Annotated in this window: 27 protein-coding genes; 18 read left to right on the plus strand and 9 right to left on the minus strand. The window is 64.9% G+C overall.

All coding sequences use genetic code 11. From position 1 onward, the window contains the following. The first annotated feature begins 20 nt into the window (after positions 1 to 20). Complete coding sequence (locus tag KBY83_RS01960) at positions 21 to 719, plus strand: SIMPL domain-containing protein (protein WP_255018061.1); 699 nt, start codon at positions 21 to 23, stop codon at positions 717 to 719. Between the two features lie 4 nt (positions 720 to 723). Here KBY83_RS01960 and speA read toward each other — a convergent pair whose 3' ends face one another. Next, entirely contained in the window at positions 724 to 2,688 is a 1,965-nt protein-coding gene (gene speA, locus KBY83_RS01965; protein WP_255018062.1) for a biosynthetic arginine decarboxylase, read from the minus strand. A 95-nt stretch (positions 2,689 to 2,783) separates the two neighbouring features. Between speA and ndk the strand changes: the two genes are divergently transcribed. Continuing rightward, positions 2,784 to 3,242 carry a nucleoside-diphosphate kinase gene (gene ndk / locus KBY83_RS01970; RefSeq protein ID WP_106502738.1) on the plus strand — a complete coding sequence of 153 codons (459 nt, stop codon included), beginning with the start codon at positions 2,784 to 2,786 and terminating at the stop codon, positions 3,240 to 3,242. Here the strand turns inward: ndk and KBY83_RS01975 are convergent, their stop codons facing one another. Genes KBY83_RS01975 through KBY83_RS01985 form a run of 3 tightly spaced genes read right to left on the minus strand, consistent with a single transcriptional unit; the run spans position 3,243 to position 5,016 of the window. Further along, positions 3,243 to 4,355: an FAD-binding oxidoreductase gene (locus KBY83_RS01975; protein ID WP_255018063.1), complete on the minus strand. Its 1,113-nt coding sequence runs from the start codon at positions 4,353 to 4,355 to the stop codon at positions 3,243 to 3,245. It abuts the gene before it with no gap. Continuing rightward, positions 4,352 to 4,765 (minus strand): type II toxin-antitoxin system VapC family toxin, encoded by a 414-nt coding sequence (locus tag KBY83_RS01980; RefSeq protein WP_106502710.1) that lies wholly within the window; start codon positions 4,763 to 4,765, stop codon positions 4,352 to 4,354. The genes KBY83_RS01975 and KBY83_RS01980 overlap by 4 nt, the downstream gene beginning before the upstream one ends. Then, entirely contained in the window at positions 4,762 to 5,016 is a 255-nt protein-coding gene (locus KBY83_RS01985) for a type II toxin-antitoxin system Phd/YefM family antitoxin (protein WP_255018065.1), read from the minus strand. Before KBY83_RS01985 ends, KBY83_RS01980 begins: the two co-directional genes overlap by 4 nt. Positions 5,017 to 5,152: 136 nt before the next feature. Between KBY83_RS01985 and gatB the strand changes: the two genes are divergently transcribed. Next, the gene (gene gatB / locus KBY83_RS01990) at positions 5,153 to 6,661 is read left to right on the plus strand and encodes an Asp-tRNA(Asn)/Glu-tRNA(Gln) amidotransferase subunit GatB (protein WP_255018066.1); all 1,509 of its coding nucleotides are present in this window, start codon (positions 5,153 to 5,155) and stop codon (positions 6,659 to 6,661) included. On the opposite strand, the gene coaE is transcribed toward gatB, so the two are convergent. Next, a complete protein-coding gene (gene coaE / locus KBY83_RS01995; protein WP_255018067.1) occupies positions 6,651 to 7,238 on the minus strand; it encodes a dephospho-CoA kinase in 588 nt (195 codons plus the stop codon). The genes gatB and coaE overlap by 11 nt on opposite strands. Positions 7,239 to 7,294: 56 nt before the next feature. Here coaE and argJ point away from each other — a divergent pair, with 56 nt between their 5' ends. From argJ to KBY83_RS02010, 3 genes are read left to right on the plus strand one after another with little or no spacing between them, the layout of a single operon-like run. Beyond that, the gene (argJ, locus tag KBY83_RS02000) at positions 7,295 to 8,497 is read left to right on the plus strand and encodes a bifunctional glutamate N-acetyltransferase/amino-acid acetyltransferase ArgJ (RefSeq protein WP_255018068.1); all 1,203 of its coding nucleotides are present in this window, start codon (positions 7,295 to 7,297) and stop codon (positions 8,495 to 8,497) included. Positions 8,498 to 8,524: 27 nt separating this feature from the next. Further along, the gene (locus tag KBY83_RS02005) at positions 8,525 to 8,710 is read left to right on the plus strand and encodes a hypothetical protein (RefSeq protein ID WP_255018069.1); all 186 of its coding nucleotides are present in this window, start codon (positions 8,525 to 8,527) and stop codon (positions 8,708 to 8,710) included. A gap of 45 nt (positions 8,711 to 8,755) precedes the next feature. Then, positions 8,756 to 8,932 (plus strand): hypothetical protein, encoded by a 177-nt coding sequence (locus KBY83_RS02010; RefSeq protein ID WP_255018070.1) that lies wholly within the window; start codon positions 8,756 to 8,758, stop codon positions 8,930 to 8,932. An 88-nt stretch (positions 8,933 to 9,020) separates the two neighbouring features. Here KBY83_RS02010 and KBY83_RS02015 read toward each other — a convergent pair whose 3' ends face one another. Then, a complete protein-coding gene (locus tag KBY83_RS02015; RefSeq protein ID WP_255018071.1) occupies positions 9,021 to 9,194 on the minus strand; it encodes a hypothetical protein in 174 nt (57 codons plus the stop codon). A 56-nt stretch (positions 9,195 to 9,250) separates the two neighbouring features. Between KBY83_RS02015 and KBY83_RS02020 the strand changes: the two genes are divergently transcribed. The 3 genes from KBY83_RS02020 to KBY83_RS02030 are packed head-to-tail and all read left to right on the plus strand — an operon-like array spanning position 9,251 to position 11,657. After that, positions 9,251 to 9,700 (plus strand): hypothetical protein, encoded by a 450-nt coding sequence (locus KBY83_RS02020; RefSeq protein ID WP_255018072.1) that lies wholly within the window; start codon positions 9,251 to 9,253, stop codon positions 9,698 to 9,700. Positions 9,701 to 9,729: 29 nt separating this feature from the next. Beyond that, positions 9,730 to 9,993: a hypothetical protein gene (locus KBY83_RS02025; RefSeq protein WP_315856809.1), complete on the plus strand. Its 264-nt coding sequence runs from the start codon at positions 9,730 to 9,732 to the stop codon at positions 9,991 to 9,993. Beyond that, a complete protein-coding gene (locus tag KBY83_RS02030) occupies positions 9,993 to 11,657 on the plus strand; it encodes an AarF/ABC1/UbiB kinase family protein (protein WP_255018108.1) in 1,665 nt (554 codons plus the stop codon). The genes KBY83_RS02025 and KBY83_RS02030 overlap by 1 nt, the downstream gene beginning before the upstream one ends. Positions 11,658 to 11,675: 18 nt before the next feature. Here the strand turns inward: KBY83_RS02030 and eno are convergent, their stop codons facing one another. After that, positions 11,676 to 12,971 carry a phosphopyruvate hydratase gene (gene eno / locus KBY83_RS02035; protein ID WP_254997659.1) on the minus strand — a complete coding sequence of 432 codons (1,296 nt, stop codon included), beginning with the start codon at positions 12,969 to 12,971 and terminating at the stop codon, positions 11,676 to 11,678. A gap of 154 nt (positions 12,972 to 13,125) precedes the next feature. Here eno and gloA point away from each other — a divergent pair, with 154 nt between their 5' ends. The 6 genes from gloA (at position 13,126) to rplA (ending at position 18,655) form a co-directional block, all read left to right on the plus strand. Continuing rightward, positions 13,126 to 13,518, plus strand: a complete 393-nt coding sequence (gene gloA / locus KBY83_RS02040) for a lactoylglutathione lyase (RefSeq protein ID WP_254941896.1) — start codon at positions 13,126 to 13,128, stop codon at positions 13,516 to 13,518. Between the two features lie 11 nt (positions 13,519 to 13,529). Next, a complete protein-coding gene (locus tag KBY83_RS02045) occupies positions 13,530 to 16,250 on the plus strand; it encodes an ATP-dependent Clp protease ATP-binding subunit (RefSeq protein ID WP_255018073.1) in 2,721 nt (906 codons plus the stop codon). Positions 16,251 to 16,297: 47 nt separating this feature from the next. Beyond that, entirely contained in the window at positions 16,298 to 16,558 is a 261-nt protein-coding gene (gene secE, locus KBY83_RS02050) for a preprotein translocase subunit SecE (RefSeq protein WP_396093222.1), read from the plus strand. A gap of 200 nt (positions 16,559 to 16,758) precedes the next feature. Then, positions 16,759 to 17,325: a transcription termination/antitermination protein NusG gene (gene nusG / locus KBY83_RS02055; protein WP_396093237.1), complete on the plus strand. Its 567-nt coding sequence runs from the start codon at positions 16,759 to 16,761 to the stop codon at positions 17,323 to 17,325. 104 nt (positions 17,326 to 17,429) lie between these two features. After that, positions 17,430 to 17,855: a 50S ribosomal protein L11 gene (gene rplK / locus KBY83_RS02060; RefSeq protein WP_106632872.1), complete on the plus strand. Its 426-nt coding sequence runs from the start codon at positions 17,430 to 17,432 to the stop codon at positions 17,853 to 17,855. A gap of 92 nt (positions 17,856 to 17,947) precedes the next feature. Next, entirely contained in the window at positions 17,948 to 18,655 is a 708-nt protein-coding gene (gene rplA, locus KBY83_RS02065) for a 50S ribosomal protein L1 (protein WP_106632873.1), read from the plus strand. On the opposite strand, the gene KBY83_RS02070 is transcribed toward rplA, so the two are convergent. Further along, positions 18,639 to 20,123, minus strand: a complete 1,485-nt coding sequence (locus KBY83_RS02070) for an ABC transporter permease subunit (RefSeq protein ID WP_255018074.1) — start codon at positions 20,121 to 20,123, stop codon at positions 18,639 to 18,641. The genes rplA and KBY83_RS02070 overlap by 17 nt on opposite strands. Positions 20,124 to 20,377: 254 nt before the next feature. Between KBY83_RS02070 and rplJ the strand changes: the two genes are divergently transcribed. Beyond that, positions 20,378 to 20,902 (plus strand): 50S ribosomal protein L10, encoded by a 525-nt coding sequence (gene rplJ / locus KBY83_RS02075; RefSeq protein ID WP_106632875.1) that lies wholly within the window; start codon positions 20,378 to 20,380, stop codon positions 20,900 to 20,902. A gap of 50 nt (positions 20,903 to 20,952) precedes the next feature. After that, positions 20,953 to 21,336: a 50S ribosomal protein L7/L12 gene (gene rplL, locus KBY83_RS02080; protein ID WP_106632876.1), complete on the plus strand. Its 384-nt coding sequence runs from the start codon at positions 20,953 to 20,955 to the stop codon at positions 21,334 to 21,336. A 298-nt stretch (positions 21,337 to 21,634) separates the two neighbouring features. On the opposite strand, the gene KBY83_RS02085 is transcribed toward rplL, so the two are convergent. Then, positions 21,635 to 22,375 carry a DUF3747 domain-containing protein gene (locus tag KBY83_RS02085; protein ID WP_255018075.1) on the minus strand — a complete coding sequence of 247 codons (741 nt, stop codon included), beginning with the start codon at positions 22,373 to 22,375 and terminating at the stop codon, positions 21,635 to 21,637. 57 nt (positions 22,376 to 22,432) lie between these two features. Between KBY83_RS02085 and KBY83_RS02090 the strand changes: the two genes are divergently transcribed. Next, positions 22,433 to 23,242, plus strand: a complete 810-nt coding sequence (locus tag KBY83_RS02090; RefSeq protein ID WP_255018076.1) for a ribonuclease H — start codon at positions 22,433 to 22,435, stop codon at positions 23,240 to 23,242. Positions 23,243 to 23,250 lie beyond the last annotated feature (8 nt).

Consider the following 23,250-nt stretch of genomic DNA (forward strand, 5'->3'; position numbering starts at 1 on the left):
CCAGAAAGTACCTAGGCCCGATGACTTGGAATCTGCTCCGGTTGTTGCCGCTGCTGTTGCCCTTGCTACCCGCTGCTGGGTTGGCCCAGTCCCAGGTGCAGCTCGCTTGCACGGGCACCCTGGTTGAGGCTCGCGGCAGCGCCGAGCTGAAGCGACCCACCCAGCGCCTGCGTTTTTCCCTGACCCTGGAAGCGGAGGAGACCAGCACTGATGCGGCCCTGGCCAGCCTGCAGCGACGACTGGCCGAGGTGCGCACCCAGCTCAAAACCCTGCAGGTGGTTGGTCTGGAGGTCACCTCCCCTTCCACCTGGCAGCGGCCCGCTAGCCGTGACAAAGCTGGGGCGGTGCAGGCCAGCCTGCAGGTGTCTGGCCAGCTGGTGCCTACCCAGCTGCAGCCACTGGTGCGTCAGGTGGGCGGGCTGCCGGGGGTTCGCCTGTCGCCCGTGGCCACCGAGGCGGATGCGGCGGGTGATCAGGCCGCCAGGCGGCAGTTGCTGAGAGCCGCCTACCAGGACGCCTTGCGGCAGGCCCAGGACGTCGCTGCTGCAATCGGCCTGCGGGGACTGCAGCCCCTGGAGGTGCAGCTTGAAGGAGGGGGCAGGCCGGTGGCTATGCGGGCCCTGGCCATGGCTGATGCGGCCGTTCCACCCTTTGATCCAGCTGAGCTGCCCGGTCCGATGGAGCGCCTCAGCTTGCAGGTGCGCTTCTGCGCTCGCTGAATCCTCAGCCCTGTAGATAGGTGGTCTGGCGCAGGCTCGTTTCCAGGTGGGCCATCAGCCGGCGGGCGTCGCTGATGCCCAGAGAGCCTTGGCCGATGGCTGCCTCGCTGGCCACCCGCAGCCGCTCCAGCAGCAGCTCCGGGTTGTGCTCCATCACCTCCAGCACCTCGGCATTAGTGTCGCCGCGCACCACGTGATCGAGCTGGTAGCCGCCGTTGGCCTTGAGGCGGATGTGCACGGCGTTGGTGCTGCCGAACAGGTTGTGCAGGTTGCCCATCACCTCCTGGTAGGCGCCGCCTAGGAACAGGCCGATCCAGTAGGGCTCCCCTGGACGCAGGTTGTGCAGCTCCAGCAACGGTTTCTCCTGGCCTTGCCCGGAGCTCCTGGCCGGATCGATGAAGCGGGCGATTTTGCCGTCGGAATCGCAGGTGAGGTCGGCGAAGCTGCCCAGCGCTTCTGGTTTTTCGTCGAGGCGGTGAATTGGCAGCACCGGAAACAGCTGGTCGATCGCCCAGGTGTCGGGGGCCGAGCGAAACACCGAGAGGTTGGCGTAGTAGGTGGAGGCCAGGGCTGCTGGCAGGGCCCGTAGCTCTTCGGGGATCACCGTGGCCGCTGGCAGCCCTTTGATCCGCTCGGCGATGGCCTGGCAGCAGGCCCAGGTGAGCTGCTCGGCCAGGCCCCGCTCCGGCAGGCTCAGGTAGCCGAGGCGGAAGGTGGCCAAGGCGTCGTGCTTGAACTTGAGGGCGTCGTTCCAGGCCTCCTGCAGGGCTTCCACGCTGGCCTCAGGGGCTGTGATGGCGGCGTAGGTGTCGCGCAGGTTGCGCAGGATTAGGGCTTCGCTCTCTAGGGGTGTGGGCACGGCACCGGGCAGGCTGCCGGCGCCGAGTACGTCGAACACCAGCACTGAGAAGTGGCTAGCCAAGGCTCGGCCGCTTTCGCTCACCAGGGTGGGCACGGGGATGCCGTGGGGTTCGCAGCACTCCTTCACCGTTGCCACCACGTCGTTGGCGTAGTTCTGCAGCGAGTAGTTGGTGGAGGCGGAGCTGGCGGTGCGGCTGCCGTCGTAGTCGATGCCCAGGCCGCCGCCCACATCCAGGTAGCCCATGGGCGCCCCCAATTTGGTGAGCTCCCCGTAGATCTGGCCGGCCTCCTGCAGGGCGTCCTTGAGCACGGCGATGTCGTTGATCTGGCTGCCCACGTGGAAGTGCAGCAGGCGCAGCTCGCCCAGCAGATCGGCGGCCCGCAGAGCCTCCACCGTGGCCAGCAGCTCGGGGATGCCCAAGCCAAACTTTGCCCGTTCGCCCACTGAGCTGCCCCAGCGGCCGGTGCTGCGGGCCGAGAGCTTGGCCCGGATGCCGATCAGGGGTGCCGCACCCAGCTCGTGACTGGCGCTGATGATCCGCTCAACCTCATCGGCCTGCTCGACTACTACCACCGGTTGGCGTCCCAGGCGCCTGGCCAGGATGGCGGTCTCGATATAGCGCTGATCCTTGTAGCCGTTGCAGATCAGCAAGGCTTCGGGGTCGTCGATCAGCGACAGAGCAATAAGTAGCTCCGCCTTGCTGCCGGCCTCCAGGCCGAAGTGCCAGCGCCGACCACTGCTCACCAGCTCCTCCACCACATGGCGCTGCTGGTTGCACTTCACCGGAAACACCCCCTGGTAGCGGCCGGCGTAGCCGTACTGGGCGATGGCCCGTTCAAAGGCGCCGTGCAGTCGTGCGAGCCGGTCTTCGAGGATGTCGTCGAAGCGAATCAGCAGCGGCAGGCTTAGGTCGCGGCCCTGCAGCTCCTGCACCAGCTCCATCAGGTCGAGGGAGCCGCCCCGGTCGCCCCGGGGTTGCACCATCACGTGGCCGCGATCACTCACGGAGAAATAGGGGTCACCCCAGCGATCCAGCCCGTAGAGGGCGGCGCCGGCGGCGGCGCTCCAGTCGGTTGAATTCCGGTTGTCGGGGCTCGTCGCGCTCACGGCAGGGGGCTGGTGGGGGGCGGTGATCACTGCACCACTGTGCTTGCCAATGGGCAGGGCCGCCGCAGACGATGAGCCGGATTGACTTCTTCTCCATGGCCGCCGAACGCTCTTTCATTGCCATCAAGCCCGACGGCGTCCAGCGCGGTCTGGTCGGCGAAATCCTCGGCCGCTTCGAGCGCAAGGGCTTCAAGCTGGTCGGCCTTAAGCAGCTCACCCCCAGCCGCGAGCTGGCTGAAAGTCACTACGGCGTGCACCGCGAGCGCCCCTTCTTTGCCGGCCTTGTGGACTTCATCACCTCTGGCCCAGTGGTGGCGATGGTGTGGGAAGGCGATGGCGTCATCGCCAGCGCCCGCAAGCTCATTGGTGCCACCAAGCCCCTCGAGGCCGAGCCCGGCACGATCCGCGGCGATCTGGCTATCAACATCGGCCGCAACGTGATTCACGGCTCCGATGCCCCCGAAACCGCTGAATTCGAAATCGGCCTGTGGTTCCAGCCCTCCGAGCTGAGCGATTGGAGCCCCGCCGACCAGGTGTGGCGCGTCGAGGGTTGATCAGGTCCGCTCAAATCGCCGCCAGCTGAACTTATTCAGCTGGCTCTGTTCTGCCGCTCCTAGGTCGCCAAGGATCGATCCCGCCACCAATTCGGCGGTGATCGCGGCCAGCAGCACGCCGTTGCGGTGGTGCCCCGCAGCCAGCCACAGGCCTGGGATGGGGCTGGTTCCCAGCAGGGGAGCTTCGTCTGGGGTGTGGGGCCGAAAACCCCACCAGCGCTCCATCGGCGGCCAGGCGCTCGCCTCCGGCAGCAGGCTGGCCAGCCCCTCCTGCAGCTGGCGCTGGCCAGCGGGGGTGAGCCCTTCGCTGAAGCCGGCCTCGGGTTCGCTGGTGGCCCCCACCACCAGCAGGCCGTCTTGCCTCGGCACCAGGTAGGTGCCGGGCCCGAAAATCACCCGTCGCAAGGCCTGCCGCGGCCCCTGCAGCGACAGCATCTGGCCCTTCACCGGAGCGATCGGCAGCTGGGGCAGTAGCTGGGCGCTCCAGGCACCGCAGGCCAGCACCGCCCGCTCGGCAGGGAGATGGTGCTCCTCGCCTTCGGCGCTGCGTAGACGCACCCCGCTAAGGGCGCCGGCCGAGTCGCAGACCAGGCCCAGCACCTGGCTGCCCTCCTGAAAGGTCACCCCCAGTTCCACGCAGGCCCGCTCCAGGGCGCGCATCAGCCGGCGGCGGTTGTCGATCTGGCCGTCCTGTTCAAACAGCAGGCCCGCCTGCCAGCGCTCGCCAATGCCGGGAATCTCCTGCTCCAGGCCGCGCCGATCGAGCCGCTGGCCGAAGGCGGCGGTGGGATAGGCATCCCGCTCCGCTGAGGTGGCGAAGGGCACCACGATGCCGCAGGGCCGCAGACCGCAGCTCAGGCCGCTATCGGCTTCGATTTGGGCCACCCAGGAGGGGATGCGCTGCAGGCTGGCCTGCCCTAGGGCGAGCAGGTCGCCGGTGAGCCCCTCGGCGTGGGGCGCCAACATCCCGGCGGCTACAAATCCGGCGGCTTCGCTGCGGCGCCGGCTCAGCACCCGCACTGCCTCGCCGCGGCGGGCGAGCTGGTGGGCCATGGCCAGGCCCATCAGGCCGCCCCCCAGCACCGTGATGGCTGGCCCCTTGGCTGCAGTCATGGCTGGGCCGGCGCCGCTGGCTCCAGCCCCAGCACCGTGGCCCCGCAGGAGCGCAGGGCAGCGTCAGCGGTGAGTAGCAGCAGTGGTTCCTGGCGGCTTTGCACCAGCAGCAGCTGGTCGAAGAGGTCGCTGGGGGCGGCGCTGCTATCCAGCTCGGCCAGGGCCAGCAGGTGCTCATTGCGCAGGGGCAGCCAGTGGAAGTGCTGACGGGTCACCTCCTGCTCCAGGCGGGCCAGGTCGAGCTGCACCCGGCCTTGGCGTTGCTTAAGGGCCAGTTCCCAGAGGCTCACCTGGCTCACGAAAACCTCTGCTCCCGGTGCCTGTACGGCGGCAATGGCCCAGGCCGGCAGACGCGGGTCGTCGGCCAGCCACCAGAGCAGCACCTGGGTGTCGAGCAGCAGGCGTTTCATTGCAGCGGTGCGTCGAAGTTGGATGCGATGGCAATGGCGTGGCGCATGGCGCCCGGCGCGTGGGCGGCGCTGGGGGTGGGCACCCAGGCGCTGAGGCGAGCTACCGGCTTGCCTGCCCTGGCGATCCATATCTCCTTGCCCTGCTCCACCTGGAGCAGCAGGCGGGAGAGCTGGGTTTTGGCCTCATGCACATTCACCAGCTGGGGACTGTTGCTTGGTGTGGGCTCAGGGGGGAATGGCGGGTAGGCCATGGCTGCAAAAACCTCTGGACTTAGTTTTAGCTTAGCTAACCAGTGCAAATCGCTATCCGCCCCGGAGCCCCCTCGCCGCAGTAAGGCCGGCGTCCAGTACCTCCCCATAGGATCGGCTCAGGCATCGATACAGGCCATGACAGGCGCGGCAATAGCACCAGCATCACCAGTCCCATCCCAGCAGGCCCCTTGGGAGGCGGTGATTGGCCTTGAGACCCATGTGCAGCTGGGCACCGCCAGCAAGATTTTCACCAGCGCCTCCACCGCCTTCGGCGACGCCCCGAACACCCATATCGACCCGGTGGTGTGTGGCCTGCCTGGCACGTTGCCAGTGCTTAATCAAAAGGTGCTCGAGTATGCAGTGAAGGCAGCCCTTGCCCTCAACCTGCATATTGCTGCGCACAGTAAATTTGATCGCAAACAATATTTTTATCCCGACCTGCCCAAGAATTATCAGATCTCTCAATTTGATGAGCCAATCGCCGAAGATGGCTGGATTGAAGTGGAAGTGGCTGAAAAAGGCAAGGAAACCTATCTGAAGCGTATCGGTATAGAAAGGCTTCACATGGAAGAAGACGCCGGCAAATTGGTGCACGCCGGTAGTGATCGCCTAGACGGCTCCACCCACTCCTTGGTGGACTACAACCGCGCCGGAGTAGCTCTGGCTGAGATTGTCAGCAAACCGGATTTGCGCACCGGCCGCGAGGCGGCGGAATACGCCTCGGAGATTCGCCGGATCATGCGTTATCTGGGCGTGAGTGACGGCAACATGCAGGAGGGTTCCTTGCGCTGCGATGTAAATATCTCCGTGCGGCGCGGCCCTGATGCCCCCTTCGGCACCAAGGTTGAGATCAAGAATATGAACTCCTTCTCGGCTATACAGAAGGCCATTGATTACGAGATTCAGCGCCAGATCAAGGCCTACGAAGCCGGTGAGCCGGTGCGGCAGGAAACCCGCCTTTGGGATGAATCCAAACAGCTCACTAAGAGCATGCGCGGCAAGGAGGGCGCCAGCGACTACCGCTACTTCCCCGATCCCGACCTTGGCCCCATCGAGGTGAGCGATGCCCAGCGGGAGGGCTGGCGCGCCGAGCTGCCCGAGTTGCCCGCTGCTAAGCGGCATCGCTATGCCCAGCAGCTGGGTCTGTCGATCTACGACGCCCGAGTGCTCACCGATGAGCGCTCGATGGCCGAATATTTCGAGGCTGCGGTGGCTGCCGGCGCTGATGCCAAGGGCATCGCCAACTGGGTCACCGGCGATATTGCCGCCTATGTAAATGCCAATAGGCTGGCTATTGCCGAGTTGCCCCTTAAGCCCGAGCAGCTAGCTGAGCTGGTGCAGCTAATTGAGGGCGGAATTATTAGTGGCAAAATTGCTAAAGAGATTCTGCCCGAGTTGCTTGAGCAGGGCGGTTCTGCCAAGGCGATCGTGGCGGAGCGCGGCCTTGGCATGATCAGTGACCCCGCTGCCATTACGGCAATTGTGGAGGAGCTGCTTGCCGCCCATCCCGAGGAGGTGGAAGCCTTCCGCGGCGGTAAAACCAAGTTGCAGGGTTTCTTTGTGGGTCAGCTGATGAAAAAAACCGGTGGCAAGGCCGACCCCAAGCTCGCCAACCAGATTCTGATCCAGAAGCTCAACGGCTGAGCGCCTGCTCCACTTCGGCGGCTTGCTGCTCGGGCTCGCCCCGGTTGTTGAGCACCACATCAGCCAGCTGGCGCTTGCGCGCCAGCGGCCACTGGGCGGCTATCCGGGCGCGGGCATCGGCCTCGCCCAGGCCATCTCTGGCCATCAATCGCTGCAGCTGCTGCGTCTCGTCGCAGTCCACCAGCCACACCTCGCTGCAGAGGGTCTCCAGTCCCGCTTCGAATAGCAGCGGCACCACCAGCACCACTACCGGCTCCGCCGCCAGCTCCTGCAGCTTGGTTTTAAAGCACGCTCGCACAACTGGATGCAGCAGCTGCTCCAGCCAGCGGCGCTCGGCGCCATCGCCAAACACGATCTGTCCCAGGGCGGCGCGATCGATCTCTCCGCCGGGCGAGCGGACCCCAGCCCCGTAGCGCTCCAGCACCGCGCCGGCCCCGGGACTGCCGGGCGCCAGTGCTTCGCGGGCGTACACATCCGCATCAAGCAGCGGCAGGCCCCGCGCCGCCAGCAGCCGGCCCACGCTGCTCTTGCCGCTGGCGATGCCACCGGTCAGTCCGATGCGGCGTGCAGCAACCATGGCTTGAGAAGGGGCTTGGCGCTATTCCATGCTCAGGTTCGCAGCAGCTGCAGCCCGTGACCCACCCCTGGCACCCAATCCCCGGTGGCATCACCGCCCCGGGGGGCTTCCAATCCGCCGCTGTCACCGCGGGTCTGAAGGCTTCCGGCAAGCCCGACCTCTCCCTGCTGCTGGCGCCTGAGGGCGCCGTGTGCGCCGGCACCTTCACCACCTCGGTGGTGCGTGCCGCCTGCGTGGACCTCTGCTCCGAGCGCCTGGCGGCCTCCGGCGGTCATGCCCGGGCGGTGCTCACCAATTCCGGCCAGGCCAACGCCTGCACCGGCGATCGGGGCCTGATCGACAGCCTGCGGGCCACCCAGGCCGTCGCCGATCGGTTGGGTCTGGCGCCTGAAGAGGTGCTGATCTGCTCCACCGGTGTGATCGGCGTGCCGATTCCGATGGGCACCTTGCTGGCGGGTCTTGATCCCTTGGTGGCGGCCCTCAGTGCCGAGGGTGGGGCCGCGGCAGCTACTGCCATCCTCACCACCGATCTGGTGGCTAAGCAGATCGCTCTGGAGGCGGATCTGGGCGGCCGCAACGTGCGCATCGGCGGGATGGCCAAGGGCTCAGGAATGATCCACCCAAATATGGCCACGATGCTGGGCTATCTCAGCTGTGACGCGGGCGTACCCGCCGAGGTGTGGCAGGCGATGGTGCGGCGGGCGGTGGATCGCTCCTTCAATGCGATCACGGTGGACGGCGACACCAGCACCAATGACACGTTCCTGGCCTTTGCAGCCGGGGAGCCCTTAAGCCACGAGCACTTCGAAGCGCTGGAAGCAGGCCTGACGGCGGTGTCGCAACACCTGGCCAAGGCGATTGCCCGCGATGGCGAGGGCGCCACCTGCCTGATCGAGGTGCAGGCGCAGGGAGCCGCCGATGACGCCGGCGCTCGTGCCATTGCCCGCACCGTGTGCGGCTCGTCGCTGGTGAAGTGCGCCGTGCATGGCCGTGATCCCAACTGGGGCCGGATCGTGGCCGCCGCCGGCCGGGCCGGCGTGCCCTTTGCTGCTGATCTGGTGGCCCTGTGGCTGGGCGAGCACCAGCTGATGGCCGCTGGCCAGCCCCTGGCTTTCGATCGCGCCGCCGCCAGCACCTATCTGCAGAGCGACACCGTGATTATTCGCCTGGTGGTGGGCGATGGCGCCGGCACAGGTGTCGCCTGGGGCTGCGACCTTTCGGCTCAATATGTCCGCATTAACGCCGATTACACGACCTAATTATCTGAAGGCAAACCAATCGAGTCTTTGGCTTTTTGCGCCTTCAGTGCTCTGTATCAACTCCAGGCCTTTTATTCCCCCATCCTGCTGATACCAGGGGTCTTGGCAGAGAGCCGTGAAAGCCCGCCGCGCTTCCTCCAGGGATTGGAAATCACCGACCTTCACGACGCCCCAGCCATCGTGGGTGTTGATGCTGAAGCCCATCGCCGTTGAAATTCCTACAGTGACTAAAGGTCTTGTTCGAGGAGAGCAGCAGCGATGAGCAACCCCCTATGGATGCTTGTGCCCTGGGCGGTTTTTGCGATCGCGGCAGGAATCAAGTTTTGGCGCTTGACCAGCCTGTTCCGCAGGCACCTAATCGGCGCCCCGTCCGGCACCGAGCAGTTCAGGAGCTCCCTTGAGCGGGCCTGGACTAAGGACCAGCAGGCCGCCTGACAGAGCTGCGCCCTGGCCGTTACAAATTGTGATATATTTGGGTTTGGTCATCGAGCGGTCCTGGACGGGTCCGCTTTTTTATTGGCGTTTATTTGTTGATCGCTCTCCAAACCCACCAAATAACCAGCCCCAGCAGCGCCCATGGCAACAGCGCTCGAAATACAACTGCCACCAGCAACACCACCAGCAACGACACCGCGGTGCGCTTTGTCAAAGCCTTCGCCTCGTCGCTCATGAAGCGCCAGCGGGGAATCAGGGCCATCTGTTCTTAGGCGGGGACTCCCCCCAGCAAAGCCCCTCCCCCTAGATTTGGCACATATGGCTCAAGTGGCTTCGGTTTCAGCAGCAACGCCATCCCAGCCACGCCCCCGCTGGCAGGTGCCATTGCTGGTGGGATTTTGCTTTGGCCTCGGTTATGGCGTTACCCAGCGGCTACTTGCCCTGCAGCTGCCCTCCCTGGTGCGCCTTGGTCAGGGCTTTGAGGTGCGGCCCTTCCCGGGCACCTCGCTGGAGAGCCTGCGGCTGCGGTTTGGCGCTGAAAGCCAGGACATCCGCGGTGACGCGGATCTTTTGCAGTTAGAGCAGCAACCCGATACAGCGGCTCCCGCCGCCAGCGAAGCTGAGCCGCCCCAGGAGTTGCCCTCGCCCGCGGCTGAACCGGAAGCCCAGGCTGTCCCCGCTGACGCGCCAAGCCTGGATGCCCCGCCGCCTCCAGATTTGCCTGGCGCTGATCTGCCACAGTCCACACCTGCTGCCAGGCCCCAATGAGTGCGCCGCAATCGCTTGTCCAAGCTGCCTTGCAGCGCTTGGGGGCTCGCTTAGGCAGCGGCCTCGTTGATGCGGCCGCCAATCTGGCTCTGCTGGCCCAGGACGCTCCGGAGCGGCTGCGTCAGGAGTTTCAGCTTTTCTGGGACGAAGTGGAAGCAGAAGCTGCCCGGATCGAGAGGGACGACGAGCCGGAGGTAGCCATCACGGCGCCGTCTGTGGATATTCAGGATCAAATCGATGCCCTGCGCGCCCGGGTGGCGGCCATGGCTCGCCGACTGGACCAGGATTCGTGATCCTGCTTAGGCCGCTGCGCATCTGGTGGTTGGCCCTGGCCCTGCTGCTCGGTCTGTGGTGGGACGGCCAGGCCTGGAGCTATGTCGGTGGTGTCACCCCAGAGCGGCAGCGGAGCCGTCAGCGGCGCCGGGCCCGCTGGCTCACCCAGGCGTTCCTGGGGCTTGGCTCAGCCTTTATCAAGCTGGGCCAATTGCTTTCGGCCCGTCCCGACGTGCTGCCCGCTGAACTGGTGGAGGAGCTAGCCACCCTGCAGGACCGGGTTCCCGCCTTCCCCTTTGCGGTGGTGCAAGACCTGCTGGAGCAGGAGTTGGGTGAGCGCTGCGCCGAGATAATTGACCTGGAGAGCGAGCCGCTGGGTTCGGCCAGCCTGGCCCAGGTGCACCGCGCCAGCCTGCGCAGCGGCCGTCAGGTGGTGCTCAAGGTGCAGCGCCCTGGCTTGGAGCGCACCTTCCGGCTCGACCTTGAGGTGATGCAACAAGTTGCTGCGGCGGTGCAGCGCCATCCCCGTTGGGGCCGCGGCCGCGACTGGATCGGCATTGCCCAGGAGTGCCGGCGGGTTTTGCTCAGAGAGCTCGACTTCCGGCTGGAGGCCGAGCACGCGGCCCGCTTCCGCCAGCAGTTTCTTGACGATCCCGGCATCCGCATTCCAGCCGTGGTGTGGGAATTGAGTACCCGTCGGGTGCTTTGCCTCGACTATGTGCCCGGCATCAAGATCACCGATCGCCAGGCCCTGATCGAGGCTGGAATCGTGCCCGCCGCCGTAGCGGAAAAGGGCGCCGCCAGCTACCTGCAGCAGCTGGTGCGGTTTGGCTTTTTCCACGCCGATCCCCACCCCGGCAACCTGGCCGTTGCCGCCGATGGGGCCCTCATCTACTACGACTTCGGCATGATGGGTCAGCTCTCCAGCCGCCTGCGGGGCCGCCTAGGCAGCATGGTGCGTGCCGCAGCTGGCCGAGACGCAGCTGGTTTGGTCAAGGAGCTGCAGCAGGCTGGTGTGATTGCACCTGGCGTTGATCCTGGCCCGGTGCGGCGCCTGGTGCGGGTGATGCTGGAAGAGGCGCTGACGCCCCCCTTTTCCGCCAATGTGCTTGAGCGCCTGTCGGGCGACTTATACGACCTGGTTTACGGACAGCCCTTCAGGTTGCCCCCAGAGCTGATCTTTGTGATGCGGGCCCTCTCCACCTTTGAGGGGGTCGGCCGCAGCCTCGATAGCGGCTTTAGTTTGGTGGCGATTGCCCGCCCCTACTTACTTCCCCTAATGACTTCAAGCGGTGGCAGTGGTTCTGGCGTTGGCGGCAGTGCAAACGACCTCTTCAACGAAATCTCGCGCCAGGCGGCAGAGGTGGGCAGCCGCGCCTTGGGTATTCCCAAACGATTAGACGACAGCTTGGCGCGCATCGAGCAGGGCGACCTGCAGGTGCAGATTCGCGCCGGCGAAACGGATCGCCTGCTCCGGCGCTTGGCCCTGGCCCAGCAGGCTGCGGGTCAGTCGATGCTGCTAGCTGGTTTGGCAGTTGCAGCGGCCCTGCTGGCGGTCAGTGCTCGGCCCGCCTTAGTAATCATTCCCCTGCTGGCCAGCCTGCCTGTGGGGCTCAGCTGGGTCAAGCTGCAGGGCCGGCTTAAGCGCGATGGCCGGATTGATCAATTGCCCACTTCTCGCTGAGCAAAGAGGGGGTTGAGCTCAGGCCTTGCCCCGGGGTCCCCGGTCTTCAGCGCCCGCGTAGATGGCCTGGCTGCCGAGCTCGTCTTCGATGCGTAGCAGCTGGTTGTACTTAGCCACCCGATCGGAGCGACTGAGGGATCCGGTTTTGATCTGGCCGGCGCGGGTGGCCACGGCGAGGTCGGCGATGGTGGTGTCTTCGGTTTCGCCGGAGCGGTGGCTGATGACACTGGTGTAGCCAGCCCGGCCGGCAAGATCGATCGCCTGCAGGGTTTCGGTGAGCGAGCCGATCTGATTCACCTTGATCAGAATTGAATTGGCGACACCAAGATCGATGCCCCGCTGTAGCCGGGCGGTGTTGGTCACAAACAGGTCGTCGCCCACCAGCTGCACCGTTTTGCCAAGGCGCTCGGTGAGTAGGGCCCAACCATCCCAGTCGTCTTCGGCGATGCCGTCTTCAATTGAAACGATCGGGAACCGGCTGGCCAGCTGGGCTAACTGGTCCACCATCTCGGCGCTGCTATAGCTGCCTCCGCCGAAGTTGTAGCGGCCATCTTTGAAAAACTCGGTGCTGGCCACATCCAGAGCTAGGGAGATCTGGTCGCCGGGCCGATAGCCGGCCTTCTCGATTGCTTGCACCAGCAGTTCGCCGGCGGCGTCATTGCTGGCTAGGTCGGGAGCGAAGCCGCCCTCATCACCAACGGCGGTTGAGAGGCCCTGGCTGCTCAGCAAACCCTTGAGGGTGTGGAATACCTCCGCGCCCATGCGCAGGGCTTCGCGGAAGCTACTGGCGCCATGGGGCACCAACATGAATTCCTGGAAATCCATGTTGTTGGAGGCGTGGGCGCCGCCGTTGATCACGTTCATCAGCGGCACCGGCAGCAGGTTGGCCAGCGGGCCGCCTAGGTAGCGGTAGAGGGGCAGGCCGACGCCGTTGGCGGCTGCCCGAGCGGTGGCCAGACTCACGGCCAACACGGCATTGGCACCAAGGCTGGACTTGTTGTCACTGCCGTCGAGTTCGGCCATGGCACCGTCCACGGCGCTCTGGTCAAGGGCGCTGAGGCCGCAAAGGGCCGGGGCGATTCGCTCTTCGATGTTGTTGACGGCTTGGGTGACGCCCTTGCCGAAGTAACGGCTGCCGCCGTCGCGTAGCTCGTGGGCCTCGTGGGCGCCGGTGCTAGCGCCACTCGGCACAATCGCCCGGCCGCTGGCGCCTCCCTCCAGCAGCACCTCGGCCTCCACCGTGGGTGTGCCGCGGGAATCCAACACCTCCCGTGCCACCACGGTGTCAATAACAAGGTCGAGGGAATCGATCACGTTGAAGTGCCATTGGCGCTCTCTGCCGAGATCCTATGGGTCACCCCCACCCATCCATTTGTGCTGATGGGTACCGCCCTTGGGGTTGCTCGCCACAGTTGCTCGCCACAATGGAATTTGTTGTGCCCAGGTTGATGCCTGGCCTGATCCGCTGATGCGCATGCTGCACACCATGCTCCGGGTTGGCGATCTGGAGCGCTCCCTCACCTTTTATACGGAGGTGTTGGGGATGCGGATGCTGCGCCGCAAGGACTATCCCTCAGGCCGTTTCACCCTCGCCTTTGTGGGTTACGGCGAGGAGCGGGACACCACCGTGCTGGAGCTAACTCACAACTGGGACACCAGTCATTACGACCTTGGTGCGGGCTATGGCCACATCGCCCTAGGAGTGGAGGACATCCAGTCGGTTTGCGATGCAATCCGGGCTAAGGGCGGCAAGGTGGTGCGCGAACCCGGTCCGATGAAGCACGGCAACACGGTGATCGCCTTTGTGGAAGATCCTGATGGCTACAAGGTGGAACTAATCCAGCTCTCCTCCCGCGGCTGACCGCTAAGCCCATGCCCCCAAGCCTCACCAGCGAACCAGATCGCTTCAGCGAAGACGCCTGGGAGTTGCTCTTGGCCTCCCAGGACACGGCTCGCCGTTGGCGCCATGGCGCCATGGATGTGGAGCACCTGCTGCAGACCCTGCTGCTGGAGAGACGTTTCGGGCGCTGGCTGGATCCCCTGCCGCTTGAGCCCGATCGCCTGCTCGATCAGCTCGAGAGTTTCTGCGTCGACCAACCCGGCAGCGCCGGCGGTGAGCTGTACATCGGCGATGCCCTTGAGGATCTGCTCGAGGATGGGGACCGCTGCCGGGCCGCCTGGGGGGACTCTCTTTTAGACGTATCCCACCTGCTGGTCGCTTTGGTGCGCGATCCCCGGATCGGGGCCAGGTTGCTGGCGGCTGAGGGGCTCAGCGAAGACTTGCTGCAACGCCAGTTTCGGCCTGGCTTCCCTGCCAGCCCAGCCCCACCGGCTCCTGCTCCCCAGCAGGTGCCAGCTCCCCCCCCCGATGCCTGGATCGACGCGGGCCCGTCCCCGCTTGCGCCGGTAGCTGCCGCCCCACTGGCCGCTTCACAGGCGGCCACCCCACTGGAGCAGGAGCCGCCCGAGCCCAGCGCCCTGGAGCGCTACGGCCGGGATCTCACCGCGGCGGCCCGGGCCGGCGAACTCGACCCGGTGATCGGCCGCGACCTGGAGATGCGACGCCTGATTCAGGTGCTCTCACGCCGCAGCAAGAACAACCCGGTGCTGATTGGGGAGCCCGGCGTCGGCAAGACCGCCGTGGCTGAGCTGCTGGCCCAGCGCATCGTGGCCGGCGAAGTGCCCGACTCGCTCCAGGGACTGCGGCTGGTGGCCCTGGATTTGGGCGCCTTGATCGCAGGGGCCAAGTTTCGCGGCCAGTTTGAGGAGCGCCTCCGGGCCGTGCTTAAGGAGGTGCACGACGCCGATGCCGTTCCTGGAGCAGCCGGGGTAGTGCTGTTTATCGACGAGCTGCATACGGTGGTGAGCGGCGACCGCTCCAATGCCGACGCTGGCAGCGTGCTCAAGCCAGCCCTGGCCCAGGGCTACCTGCGCTGCATCGGCGCCACCACCGCCGAGGACTACCGCCGCAGCATCGAGAAGGATCCGGGCCTGGAGCGCCGCTTCCAGCAGGTGCTGATCAAGGAGCCAGGCCTCGACACCAGTGTGGAAATTCTGCGGGGCCTAAAGGAGCGCTACGAGTTGCACCACGGCGTGGCCATCACCGACCAGGCTTTGGTGGCGGCAACCCGCCTGGCCGACCGCTACATCACCGATCGCTGCCTGCCCGATTCGGCCATTGATCTGGTGGATGAGGCCGCCGCCCAGTTGCGGATGGAGGTCACCTCCAAGCCCCAGCTGGTGGAAGCTGCCGAGGCCGAGCTGCGTCGGGTGGAGTTGGCCCTGCTCTCGGCTGAGGCGTCGCCACTGGAGGAGCGGCTGCAGTTGCAGGAGCAGCGCCGCCGCGCCACCGAGACCCTGCAGGCACTGCAGCAGCGCTGGCAGGCGGAGCGGGAGCGGCTGGCGGAGCTGCGGGAGCTGTTGCAGCAAGACGAAGACCTGCGCCATGCCATCACCGAGGCCGAGCGGGAGGGTGACTATGAGGAAGCAGCCCGGTTGCAGCACGACCAGCTCAATGGCTTGCAGCAGCGCCGCGAAACCCTTGAGGCCGAACTGAAGGGGGAGACGATCCTGCGTGAACAGGTGGAGGAGGGCGACATCGCCGATGTGGTGGCCCGCGGGACCGGCATTCCGGTGCAGCGCCTGCTGGCGGGGGAGCGCCAGAAATTGCTGGAGCTGGAGCAACTCCTGGGCGAGCGGGTGGTTGGCCAGCTAGAGGCGGTGGCGGCGGTGGCCGCGGCGATCCGCCGCGCTCGGGCCGGTATGCAGTCGCCAACGCGGCCGGTGGGTTCGTTTTTATTTCTGGGCCCCACTGGCGTGGGCAAAACCGAGCTCGCTAAAGCTCTGGCGGCGGCGCTTTTCGACGAGGACGACGCCCTGGTGCGCCTCGACATGAGCGAATTCATGGAGCGCAACGCCGTGGCCCGGCTGGTGGGGGCACCCCCTGGCTATGTGGGCTACGAGGAGGGCGGCCAGCTCACCGAGGCGGTGCGGCGCCGGCCCTACGCGGTGCTGTTGCTTGATGAGGTGGAGAAGGCCCACCCGGAGGTGTTCAATTTGCTGCTGCAGGTGCTCGACGACGGCCGCCTCACCGATTCCCAGGGCCGCACCGTGGACTTCCGCCACACGGTGGTGATCATGACCAGCAACCTGGCCAGCCGCGCCATCCTCGACAGTGCAAAGGCGGCACGGGAGGCGGGCGTGGAGCCTGACCAGCAGACCTGGCTCGACCAGCAAATAGACCAGGCATTAGCCAGCCAGTTTCGGCCGGAATTCCTTAACCGCATTGACGAGGTGATCCGCTTCCGCCCCCTTGGTCCAGCCGATCTGCAGCGCATCGTGCGCCTGCAACTGGCCGAGCTGGCCCGGCTGCTGGCTGAGCAGCACCTGGAGCTGGAGGTGCCGGAGCCGGTGGTGCAGGCCCTGGCTGAGCAGGGTTACGAGCCCGAATACGGCGCCCGGCCCCTGCGGCGGGTGCTGCGGCGCCAGCTGGAAAATCCCCTGGCCACCGAGCTGCTGGCGGAGCGCTTCAGTGGCGCACGGGGCGTGCGTGTTGAGCCGGGCAATCCCTTGACCTTTGTGCCCCTCGGCTAGGGTGTTCGTTTGCCGGTACGCGCGGACGCCCCCGTGCGCGAGCGCCAGTGGACCCAATCCCCCAAACCCCCGACTCCAAAGAGGCAGAACCCAGCCCCGATGCGTCCATCTCGCCTGCCGCAGCCTCGGCGGTGCCTGATGGCTTTGCTGCCGCCACCCTGGCGGAACTACGCAAAGTCGTTTGGCCCAGCCGTCAGCAGCTGTTCAGCGAATCGGTGGCCGTGATCTTGATGGTGAGTCTCTCGGCGGCAGCGATCGCCGCCATCGATCGTTTTTATGGCTGGGGGGCCAATCAGGTGTTCCGTTGAGCCGATCCGTAGTCGATCCCCCGTCCGTTGATCCCGTTTCTTTCCTGAGCCCCGTGTCCGAGTCCCTGACCGACAGCCAAATCGAAGCCACTGAGCTTGCGGCCGAAGCCACTGAGTTTGCGGCAGAAGAGCTTGAGCTTGCGGCAGAAGAGCTTGAGCTGGTGCCCCAAGTGCTGGAAGCGCCGGCGCCGGTTGAGAAGATGCAGGTGGCCCGCTGGTATGCGGTGCAGGTGGCCTCTAGCTGCGAGAAGAAGGTGAAAGCCACGCTCGAGCAGCGGGCCGTCACCTTGGGCGTCGACAACCGGATCCTTGAGATCGAGATCCCCCAGACCCCGGGGATGAAGCTGAAGAAGGATGGCTCGCGCCAGAGCACGGAGGAAAAGGTGTTCCCCGGCTACGTGCTGGTGCGAATGGTGCTCGACGAAGACACCATGATGGCCGTGCGCAGCACCCCCAACGTGATCAATTTCGTGGGGGCAGAGGAGCGGCGCGCAACGGCCAAGGCCCGCGGCCACATCAAGCCCCGGCCGCTCAGTCGCACGGAAGTGGATCGCATCTTTAAGCGAGCCGCAGAAAAGAAGGCAGTCGTCAAGGTGGATCTAGCCGAAGGCGATCAAATCCTGGTCACGGCTGGTCCTTTCAAGGATTTCCAGGGCGAGGTGATCGAGGTTTCCGGCGAGCGCAACAAGCTCAAGGCCCTGCTCTCGATCTTTGGCCGGGAAACCCCGGTGGAGCTCGAGTTTTCCCAGATCAGCAAGCAGAGCTAGGTTTCGGCCCCGCTCAGCGGCCGTCTCCCTGCGGAGGGCGGCCGTTTCAGTTCACATCCCCGGCGATGGGGGTGATCCGCAGATTCGCCCCGTAGCCTTAGACGATGGCCAAGAAAGTCGTTGCCGTTATCAAGCTGGCCCTCCAGGCCGGCAAAGCCAACCCCGCGCCGCCGGTGGGCCCTGCCCTCGGTCAGCACGGCGTCAACATCATGGCGTTCTGCAAGGAGTACAACGCTCGGACGCAGGAGAAGGCTGGATATGTGATCCCGGTTGAAATTTCGGTCTTTGAAGACCGCAGCTTCACCTTCATCACCAAGACCCCTCCCGCTTCCGTGCTGATCTCCAAAGCAGCCGGTATCGAGAAGGGTGCCGCCACCTCTGCCAAGGGTTCGGTCGGTGCCATCAGCCGCGCCCAGCTCGAGGAGATCGCCAAAACCAAGCTGCCCGACCTCAACTGCACCAGCGTTGAATCGGCCATGCGCATCATCGAAGGCACCGCCCGCAACATGGGCGTCGCCGTTAACGATTAATTCCACCCCTTATCCGGGGGAGATCCAGGCAGCTTTGACCAGTTCATCTGCTCAACAGCCACGCCCTGAATCGCCCGTACCCCATCCCCACCATGCCGAAAATCTCCAAGCGCTTCTTAGCGCTCAGCGCCAAGGTCGAAGACCGCAGCTACAGCCCCCTCGAGGCCATTGAGCTGGTTCAGACCAACGCCAACGCCAAGTTTGATGAAACCTTGGAGGCCCACGTGCGCCTCGGGATCGATCCCAAGTACACCGACCAGCAGCTGCGCACCACCGTGGCCCTGCCCCACGGCACCGGCCAGGCGATCCGCATTGCCGTGATCGCCCGCGGTGAAGCCGTGGCCGCCGCCAAGGCTGCCGGCGCCGACCTCGCTGGTGACGACGATCTGGTGGATCAGATCGCCAAAGGCGAGATGAACTTCGACCTGCTGATCGCCACCCCGGACATGATGCCCAAGGTGGCCAAGCTGGGCCGGGTGCTCGGTCCCCGCGGCCTGATGCCCAACCCCAAGGCAGGCACCGTCACCACCGATCTGGCTGGCGCCATCAACGAGTTCAAGGCCGGCAAACTTGAGTTTCGAGCCGACCGCAGTGGCATCGTGCACGTGCGCTTTGGCAAGGCCAGCTTCACTCCCGCCAACTTGCTCGAGAACCTCAAGGCCCTGCAGGAGACCATCGATCGCAATAAGCCCAGCGGTGCCAAAGGCCGCTATTGGAGGAGCCTTTATGTGACCTCCACCATGGGCCCCTCGGTGGAAGTTGACTTCTCGGCCCTGCAGGACCTCAAGCAGGAAGGCTGAGTCGCCGCTCCAGCTGCTTGAACAGCAGCGAGGCCGTGGTGGTCATCACTAAGTAAACCAAGGCCACCGCTAGGTAAACCTCAAACGCCCGGTAGCTGGTGGCCACCACCAGCTGCCCTTGGCGGAAAAGTTCGTCGAAGCCGATCACCGCCGCCAGGCTGGTGTCCTTAATCAGCGTGATGAACTCATTGGCTAAGGAGGGCAGCACCCGCTGCAGGGCCTGGGGCAAGATCACTAGCTGCAGCGCCGTTAGGGGCTTGAGCCCCAGGGCCCTTGAAGCCTCCCATTGGCCCCGGTCAATGGAATTAATTCCTGCTCGTAGGGTTTCCGCCAGGTAGGCAGCGCCGTTTAGCCCTAGGGCGAGCACTGCGGCAGCGAAGCGATCTAGTTGCAGCTCTAGTCCCATTTGGCGGGCTAGGGCAGGCACGCCGAAGTAGATCACGAACAGCTGCACCAAAATTGGCGTGCCGCGAAAGAAGTCGACGTAGATGCGGCAGCAGCGCTGCATCACTGTGTTGGCCCCCAGCAGCCCCGCAGCTACCAGGCCGGCTCCGATCAGGCCTAGGCCGAAGGAGCAGAGGGTTAGCGCCAGGGTCACGCCCGCACCGCGGATCAAATTGCGCAGCAACTGCACCCCGTCAAGTCCGGCGCTATCGCTGCGGCTATCGAGAGCAGGGGCTCGCTGGGGTAGAGCTGGCGGGCTCTGCCCAAACCAACGCTCATAGATCCGGGCGTAGCTGCCATCGGCCAGTACCTGGCCCAGCCCCTTGTTTACTGCTTCGCGCAGGTCAGAGCCCTTGGGGAAGGCGATGCCGTAGAAGTCGCTAGTGAGGGGCTTGCCGGCGATCTCGATGCCATCGAGGCCAGCGGTTTCGATCGCATACAAGGTGGCAGGCAGGTCATTTACGTAGGCCTCCACGTGGCCGTTCAGAAGCTCCTGCAGGGCAAGAGGACCTGAATCAAAGGTGCTGAGCTTGGCTCCGGGCACGGCTGCCATGGCCTTTGCACCGGTGGAACCGATCTGAACGGCGATCGTGCGTCCTTCCAGATCCTTGAGGTTGGCGATGCCCCGGGTGCCTCGCCGCACAACTATGCCCAAGCCAGCGGCAAAATAGGGGCGCGAAAAGTCGACGGTTTCGGCCCGCTCTGCGGTGATCGTCATGGCGCTGATCGCCAGGTCGAGGTTGCCCGCTTGCAGGGCAGGTATCAGGCCATCGAAGGGCAGAGCTGTGAGCTTGAGCCGCTGGCCAGTGCGCTTGGCGATCGCTTCGATCAGTTCAATATCGAAGCCCCGCAGCTCGCCGCTGGCCCCATCGGTCATGCCGAAGGGGGCGTAGGTGGGATCTGTGCCTACGGTCCAGGTGGGGGCCGCTCCAGCTGGAATCGCCAGGCTTCCCACCAAGGCCACCACCAAGGCCATCACCAAGCTGAGCAGCAGCTTGGCGCCGCGGCGGCGAGAGGCAGGCATGGCTGAGCTCGGGTGTGGGCAGTGTGTAGTGTGGTTCACTGGCTTTGTCCAGAAGGGCACGCGCCCTACCCCAGACAGCAGGTGGATTTCGGTCCATAAGTCCTGCCGAGGTGATCGCGACAGGTTTGGCACCAAGAAGGATTCGTCCGGAAGGGTTGTGGAGCGTGCAGCGGCCTCGAGTTGACCTTTCCCTTGGGAAAAGTCAACGTCCCGGGCTGCGTTCCCGGCTTGTTCCCCTGATCCGTTCCTTTCCTATGGGCCGCACGCTGGAGAGCAAGCAACAGATCGTCGATGAGCTCAAGGGGCTCCTCGGCGAGGCCGAAATGGCGCTTGTCCTTGATTTCAAGGGCTTGTCCATCAAGGAGATGTCTGATCTGCGGATTCGTCTGCAGGCCAGCAAGGGGGTGTGCAAGGTGACCAAAAACACCTTGATGCGCCGCGCCATTGATGGAAATACCGCCTGGGCGAATCTCGATTCTCTGCTCACTGGCTCCAACGCTTTCGTCCTTGTTAAGGGCGATGTGGGTGGTGCGGTGAAGGCCGTGCAGTCCTTCCAGAAGGACACGAAGAAGTCTGAGGTGAAGGGTGGCCTTTTCGAAGGCAAACTCCTCTCCGAAAAAGACATCAAGGCCATCGGAGATCTGCCCTCCAAGGAGGTGCTCATGGCCCAGATCGCAGGTGCGATCAATGCCGTGGCTACCAAGTTGGCCGTGGGTATCAACGAGGTTCCGTCCGGTCTTGCCCGGGCGCTCAAACAGCACGCCGAAGGCGAAAGCTGAGCTCCCCCGATCCGACTGTTCACAAACAGATCTGTTGCTGATTCTCAACCATGTCCGCTACAACCGACCAAATTCTCGAGTCACTGAAGACTCTTTCCCTGCTTGAAGCTTCCGAGCTCGTCAAGCAGATTGAAGAGGCTTTTGGTGTATCCGCCGCCGCTTCCGCGGGCGTCATGATGGCCGCAGCTCCCGCTGCTGCCGCTGAAGCCGTCGAGGAGCAGACCGAATTCGACGTCATGCTCGACAGCTTTGACGCCACTGCCAAGATCAAGGTCCTCAAGGCCGTCCGCGAAGTCACCGGCCTCGGCCTGGGCGAAGCCAAGGCCCTGGTGGAAAGCGCTCCTTGCGCCATCAAGGAAGGCATCGCCAAAGGCGAAGCCGAATCCATCAAAAAAGCTGTGGAAGAAGTCGGCGGCAAGGTTTCGATCAAGTGATCGCTGGGGCCCTGCGGGGCCCTATCACCTTTCTGCCAACGTCATTCGTTGCCATCACACCGGCCCCTTCAGGGCCGGTTTTTTGATGAGTAACCAACAAAAAGATCTGACCAATAAAAAGATGTGACCAATAAAAAAGCCCCGCCGAAGGCAGGGCTCTGAGTTGGAACGATTCTGGGAGTCTGTCCTCGTTTCGACCCCGGAAGAGCGTTCCCACTCCTCACACCCCAGAAACTTAATGGCAGGCTTTGGGATCGGCTAGCTGGACTGGGACTCTCCGGCAACTGGCACCCGGGCTTCAATCGCGGAAGGGGATCACTTGCAAGCGAATAGGGCCCTGGCCCGTCCCCTGGGCCAGCAGGTTCGGGGGGGCAACCGGCGGACGCAGGCCGAGCTGGGCTCCAGGCTTGGCTGGGGGTTGGGAGATGCCGCTGGCTGCGGCTAGTAGCTGGGGCAGGGGTGCGGCGTTGGCGAAGTACAGGTGATTCAGGGTCTGCTCGCCAAAGCTGCGGCGTTGCAGGTCCCAGCCGGCTTCGAGCTTCAGGGCTACAAACCCATCTCGATCCCGCAGGGGCACCTTGGCGCGGGCAACCACCAGGGTGGTGGGATCGCTGGGGGTGCTGGCCTGCAGTTGCAGTTCGTTGCCGCTCTGGCGCAGCTGCAGCCGGTAGCGACTGGCCAGATCCTGATCGCCGATGCGCAGGGAGTAGCCGTTGCTGTCGAGATAGCGGCTGCAGATGCCGGTGAAATTGAAGCGGTTGAGGGCCGGGTCGATCAGGCCGTCGGGGCGCTCCTCCCAGCAGCGGGGCTGGGGTTGGATCTGCTCAAGCACCAGCAGGTTCCAGTCGTTGCGCCCCAGGGGCCGCGCCAGCACGGCGAAGCGGCTGACATCGAGCGGCCGGCTATTGAACAGGTTGGCGGCCTCTGCCCAGGGGGTGAGGGCGGCCAGGGCCGCACCTGCCAGCAGGGCGTTGCGCCAGGGACGGTAGGTTCGGCGCTCTGCCTGGCTTCTGGTCAGGCCCGGTTTGGATGGGTCCATGGCGGGGCGCAGCAAGCGGGCAGATGGGTTCTTTAGCGAATTTTCGGGGGTTGTCCAGTGGCGGCTAAGCCGGTGAAAGTGGTGGCTGCGGCCTGTGATGGTGCTTGCAGTGGCAATCCGGGCCCAGGCGGCTGGGGCGCCTTGCTGCGCTTCGAGGATGGCTCGGTGCATGAGATGGGCGGCGCCGATCGGGCCACCACCAACAACCGCATGGAGCTCACCGCAGCCCTGGCCTTGCTGGAGGCCATCAAGGAGCTGCCCCGTCCGGACCAGCTCAGCATTCGCACCGATAGCCGCTACCTGATCGATGGTTTCAGCAAGTGGATCCAGGGCTGGAAGCGCAAGGGCTGGCGCACGGCCTCCGGCGGGGCGGTGCTCAATCGGGATCTATGGGAGCAGCTGGACCAGGCCAGGCTTGAGGGGGTGTCCCTGGTGCACGTCAAGGGTCATAGCGGTGATCCAGACAACGACCGCTGTGATGCGATCGCCGTGGCCTTTTCCAAGGGTCAGATGCCGGCCATGGCGGCTGGCGAGGTGATCGCCACTGCCCGGATCGAAGCCGATGTTCCTTCTTTTGTGTCCCCCTCTGGTCCCAGCACTAAAACCGCCGCCCCTGGCCCAGCGATTGCCGACCCGGCGCCTGCGGCCCTGCAACAGCTGCTGAGCCGCTGTGAGCTGGCCGATCGCTTCGCTGTCCAGGGCTACGGACTCAGTTTGGTGGAGCTGGCCCAGCTGGTGGAGCAGCCCTTGCAGCAACTGGAGCGCCGCAGTGGCCCCTGGCGCTGGCGTGACTGGCATGTGTTGCCTCTGGAGGGAGGGCGCTGGCGTTTGCAACGGGACGAGGGAGGATTGGGCGCGCGGGAGTAGGCGGCGGC

Origin of the sequence: Cyanobium sp. WKJ7-Wakatipu (assembly GCF_024345355.1) — a bacterium.
GTDB classification, from domain to species: Bacteria; Cyanobacteriota; Cyanobacteriia; order PCC-6307; family Cyanobiaceae; genus Cyanobium_A; species Cyanobium_A usitatum.

Excerpts from the sequence above, each read along its gene's own strand:
- KBY83_RS01975 (WP_255018063.1), bottom strand. The coding sequence starts at position 4,355 with ATGACTGCAGCCAAGGGGCCAGCCATCACGGTGCTGGGGGGCGGCCTG.
- KBY83_RS01980 (WP_106502710.1), bottom strand. The coding sequence starts at position 4,765 with ATGAAACGCCTGCTGCTCGACACCCAGGTGCTGCTCTGGTGGCTGGCC.
- KBY83_RS01985 (WP_255018065.1), bottom strand. The coding sequence starts at position 5,016 with ATGGCCTACCCGCCATTCCCCCCTGAGCCCACACCAAGCAACAGTCCC.
- rplJ (WP_106632875.1), top strand. The coding sequence starts at position 20,378 with ATGGGCCGCACGCTGGAGAGCAAGCAACAGATCGTCGATGAGCTCAAG.
- KBY83_RS02020 (WP_255018072.1), top strand. The coding sequence starts at position 9,251 with ATGGCTCAAGTGGCTTCGGTTTCAGCAGCAACGCCATCCCAGCCACGC.
- coaE (WP_255018067.1), bottom strand. The coding sequence starts at position 7,238 with ATGGTTGCTGCACGCCGCATCGGACTGACCGGTGGCATCGCCAGCGGC.
- nusG (WP_396093237.1), top strand. The coding sequence starts at position 16,759 with ATGCAGGTGGCCCGCTGGTATGCGGTGCAGGTGGCCTCTAGCTGCGAG.
- rplA (WP_106632873.1), top strand. The coding sequence starts at position 17,948 with ATGCCGAAAATCTCCAAGCGCTTCTTAGCGCTCAGCGCCAAGGTCGAA.
- KBY83_RS02015 (WP_255018071.1), bottom strand. The coding sequence starts at position 9,194 with ATGGCCCTGATTCCCCGCTGGCGCTTCATGAGCGACGAGGCGAAGGCT.
- gloA (WP_254941896.1), top strand. The coding sequence starts at position 13,126 with ATGCGCATGCTGCACACCATGCTCCGGGTTGGCGATCTGGAGCGCTCC.
- KBY83_RS01960 (WP_255018061.1), top strand. The coding sequence starts at position 21 with ATGACTTGGAATCTGCTCCGGTTGTTGCCGCTGCTGTTGCCCTTGCTA.
- rplK (WP_106632872.1), top strand. The coding sequence starts at position 17,430 with ATGGCCAAGAAAGTCGTTGCCGTTATCAAGCTGGCCCTCCAGGCCGGC.
- KBY83_RS02045 (WP_255018073.1), top strand. The coding sequence starts at position 13,530 with ATGCCCCCAAGCCTCACCAGCGAACCAGATCGCTTCAGCGAAGACGCC.
- KBY83_RS02085 (WP_255018075.1), bottom strand. The coding sequence starts at position 22,375 with ATGGACCCATCCAAACCGGGCCTGACCAGAAGCCAGGCAGAGCGCCGA.
- rplL (WP_106632876.1), top strand. The coding sequence starts at position 20,953 with ATGTCCGCTACAACCGACCAAATTCTCGAGTCACTGAAGACTCTTTCC.
- ndk (WP_106502738.1), top strand. The coding sequence starts at position 2,784 with ATGGCCGCCGAACGCTCTTTCATTGCCATCAAGCCCGACGGCGTCCAG.
- gatB (WP_255018066.1), top strand. The coding sequence starts at position 5,153 with ATGACAGGCGCGGCAATAGCACCAGCATCACCAGTCCCATCCCAGCAG.
- KBY83_RS02070 (WP_255018074.1), bottom strand. The coding sequence starts at position 20,123 with ATGCCTGCCTCTCGCCGCCGCGGCGCCAAGCTGCTGCTCAGCTTGGTG.
- KBY83_RS02010 (WP_255018070.1), top strand. The coding sequence starts at position 8,756 with ATGAGCAACCCCCTATGGATGCTTGTGCCCTGGGCGGTTTTTGCGATC.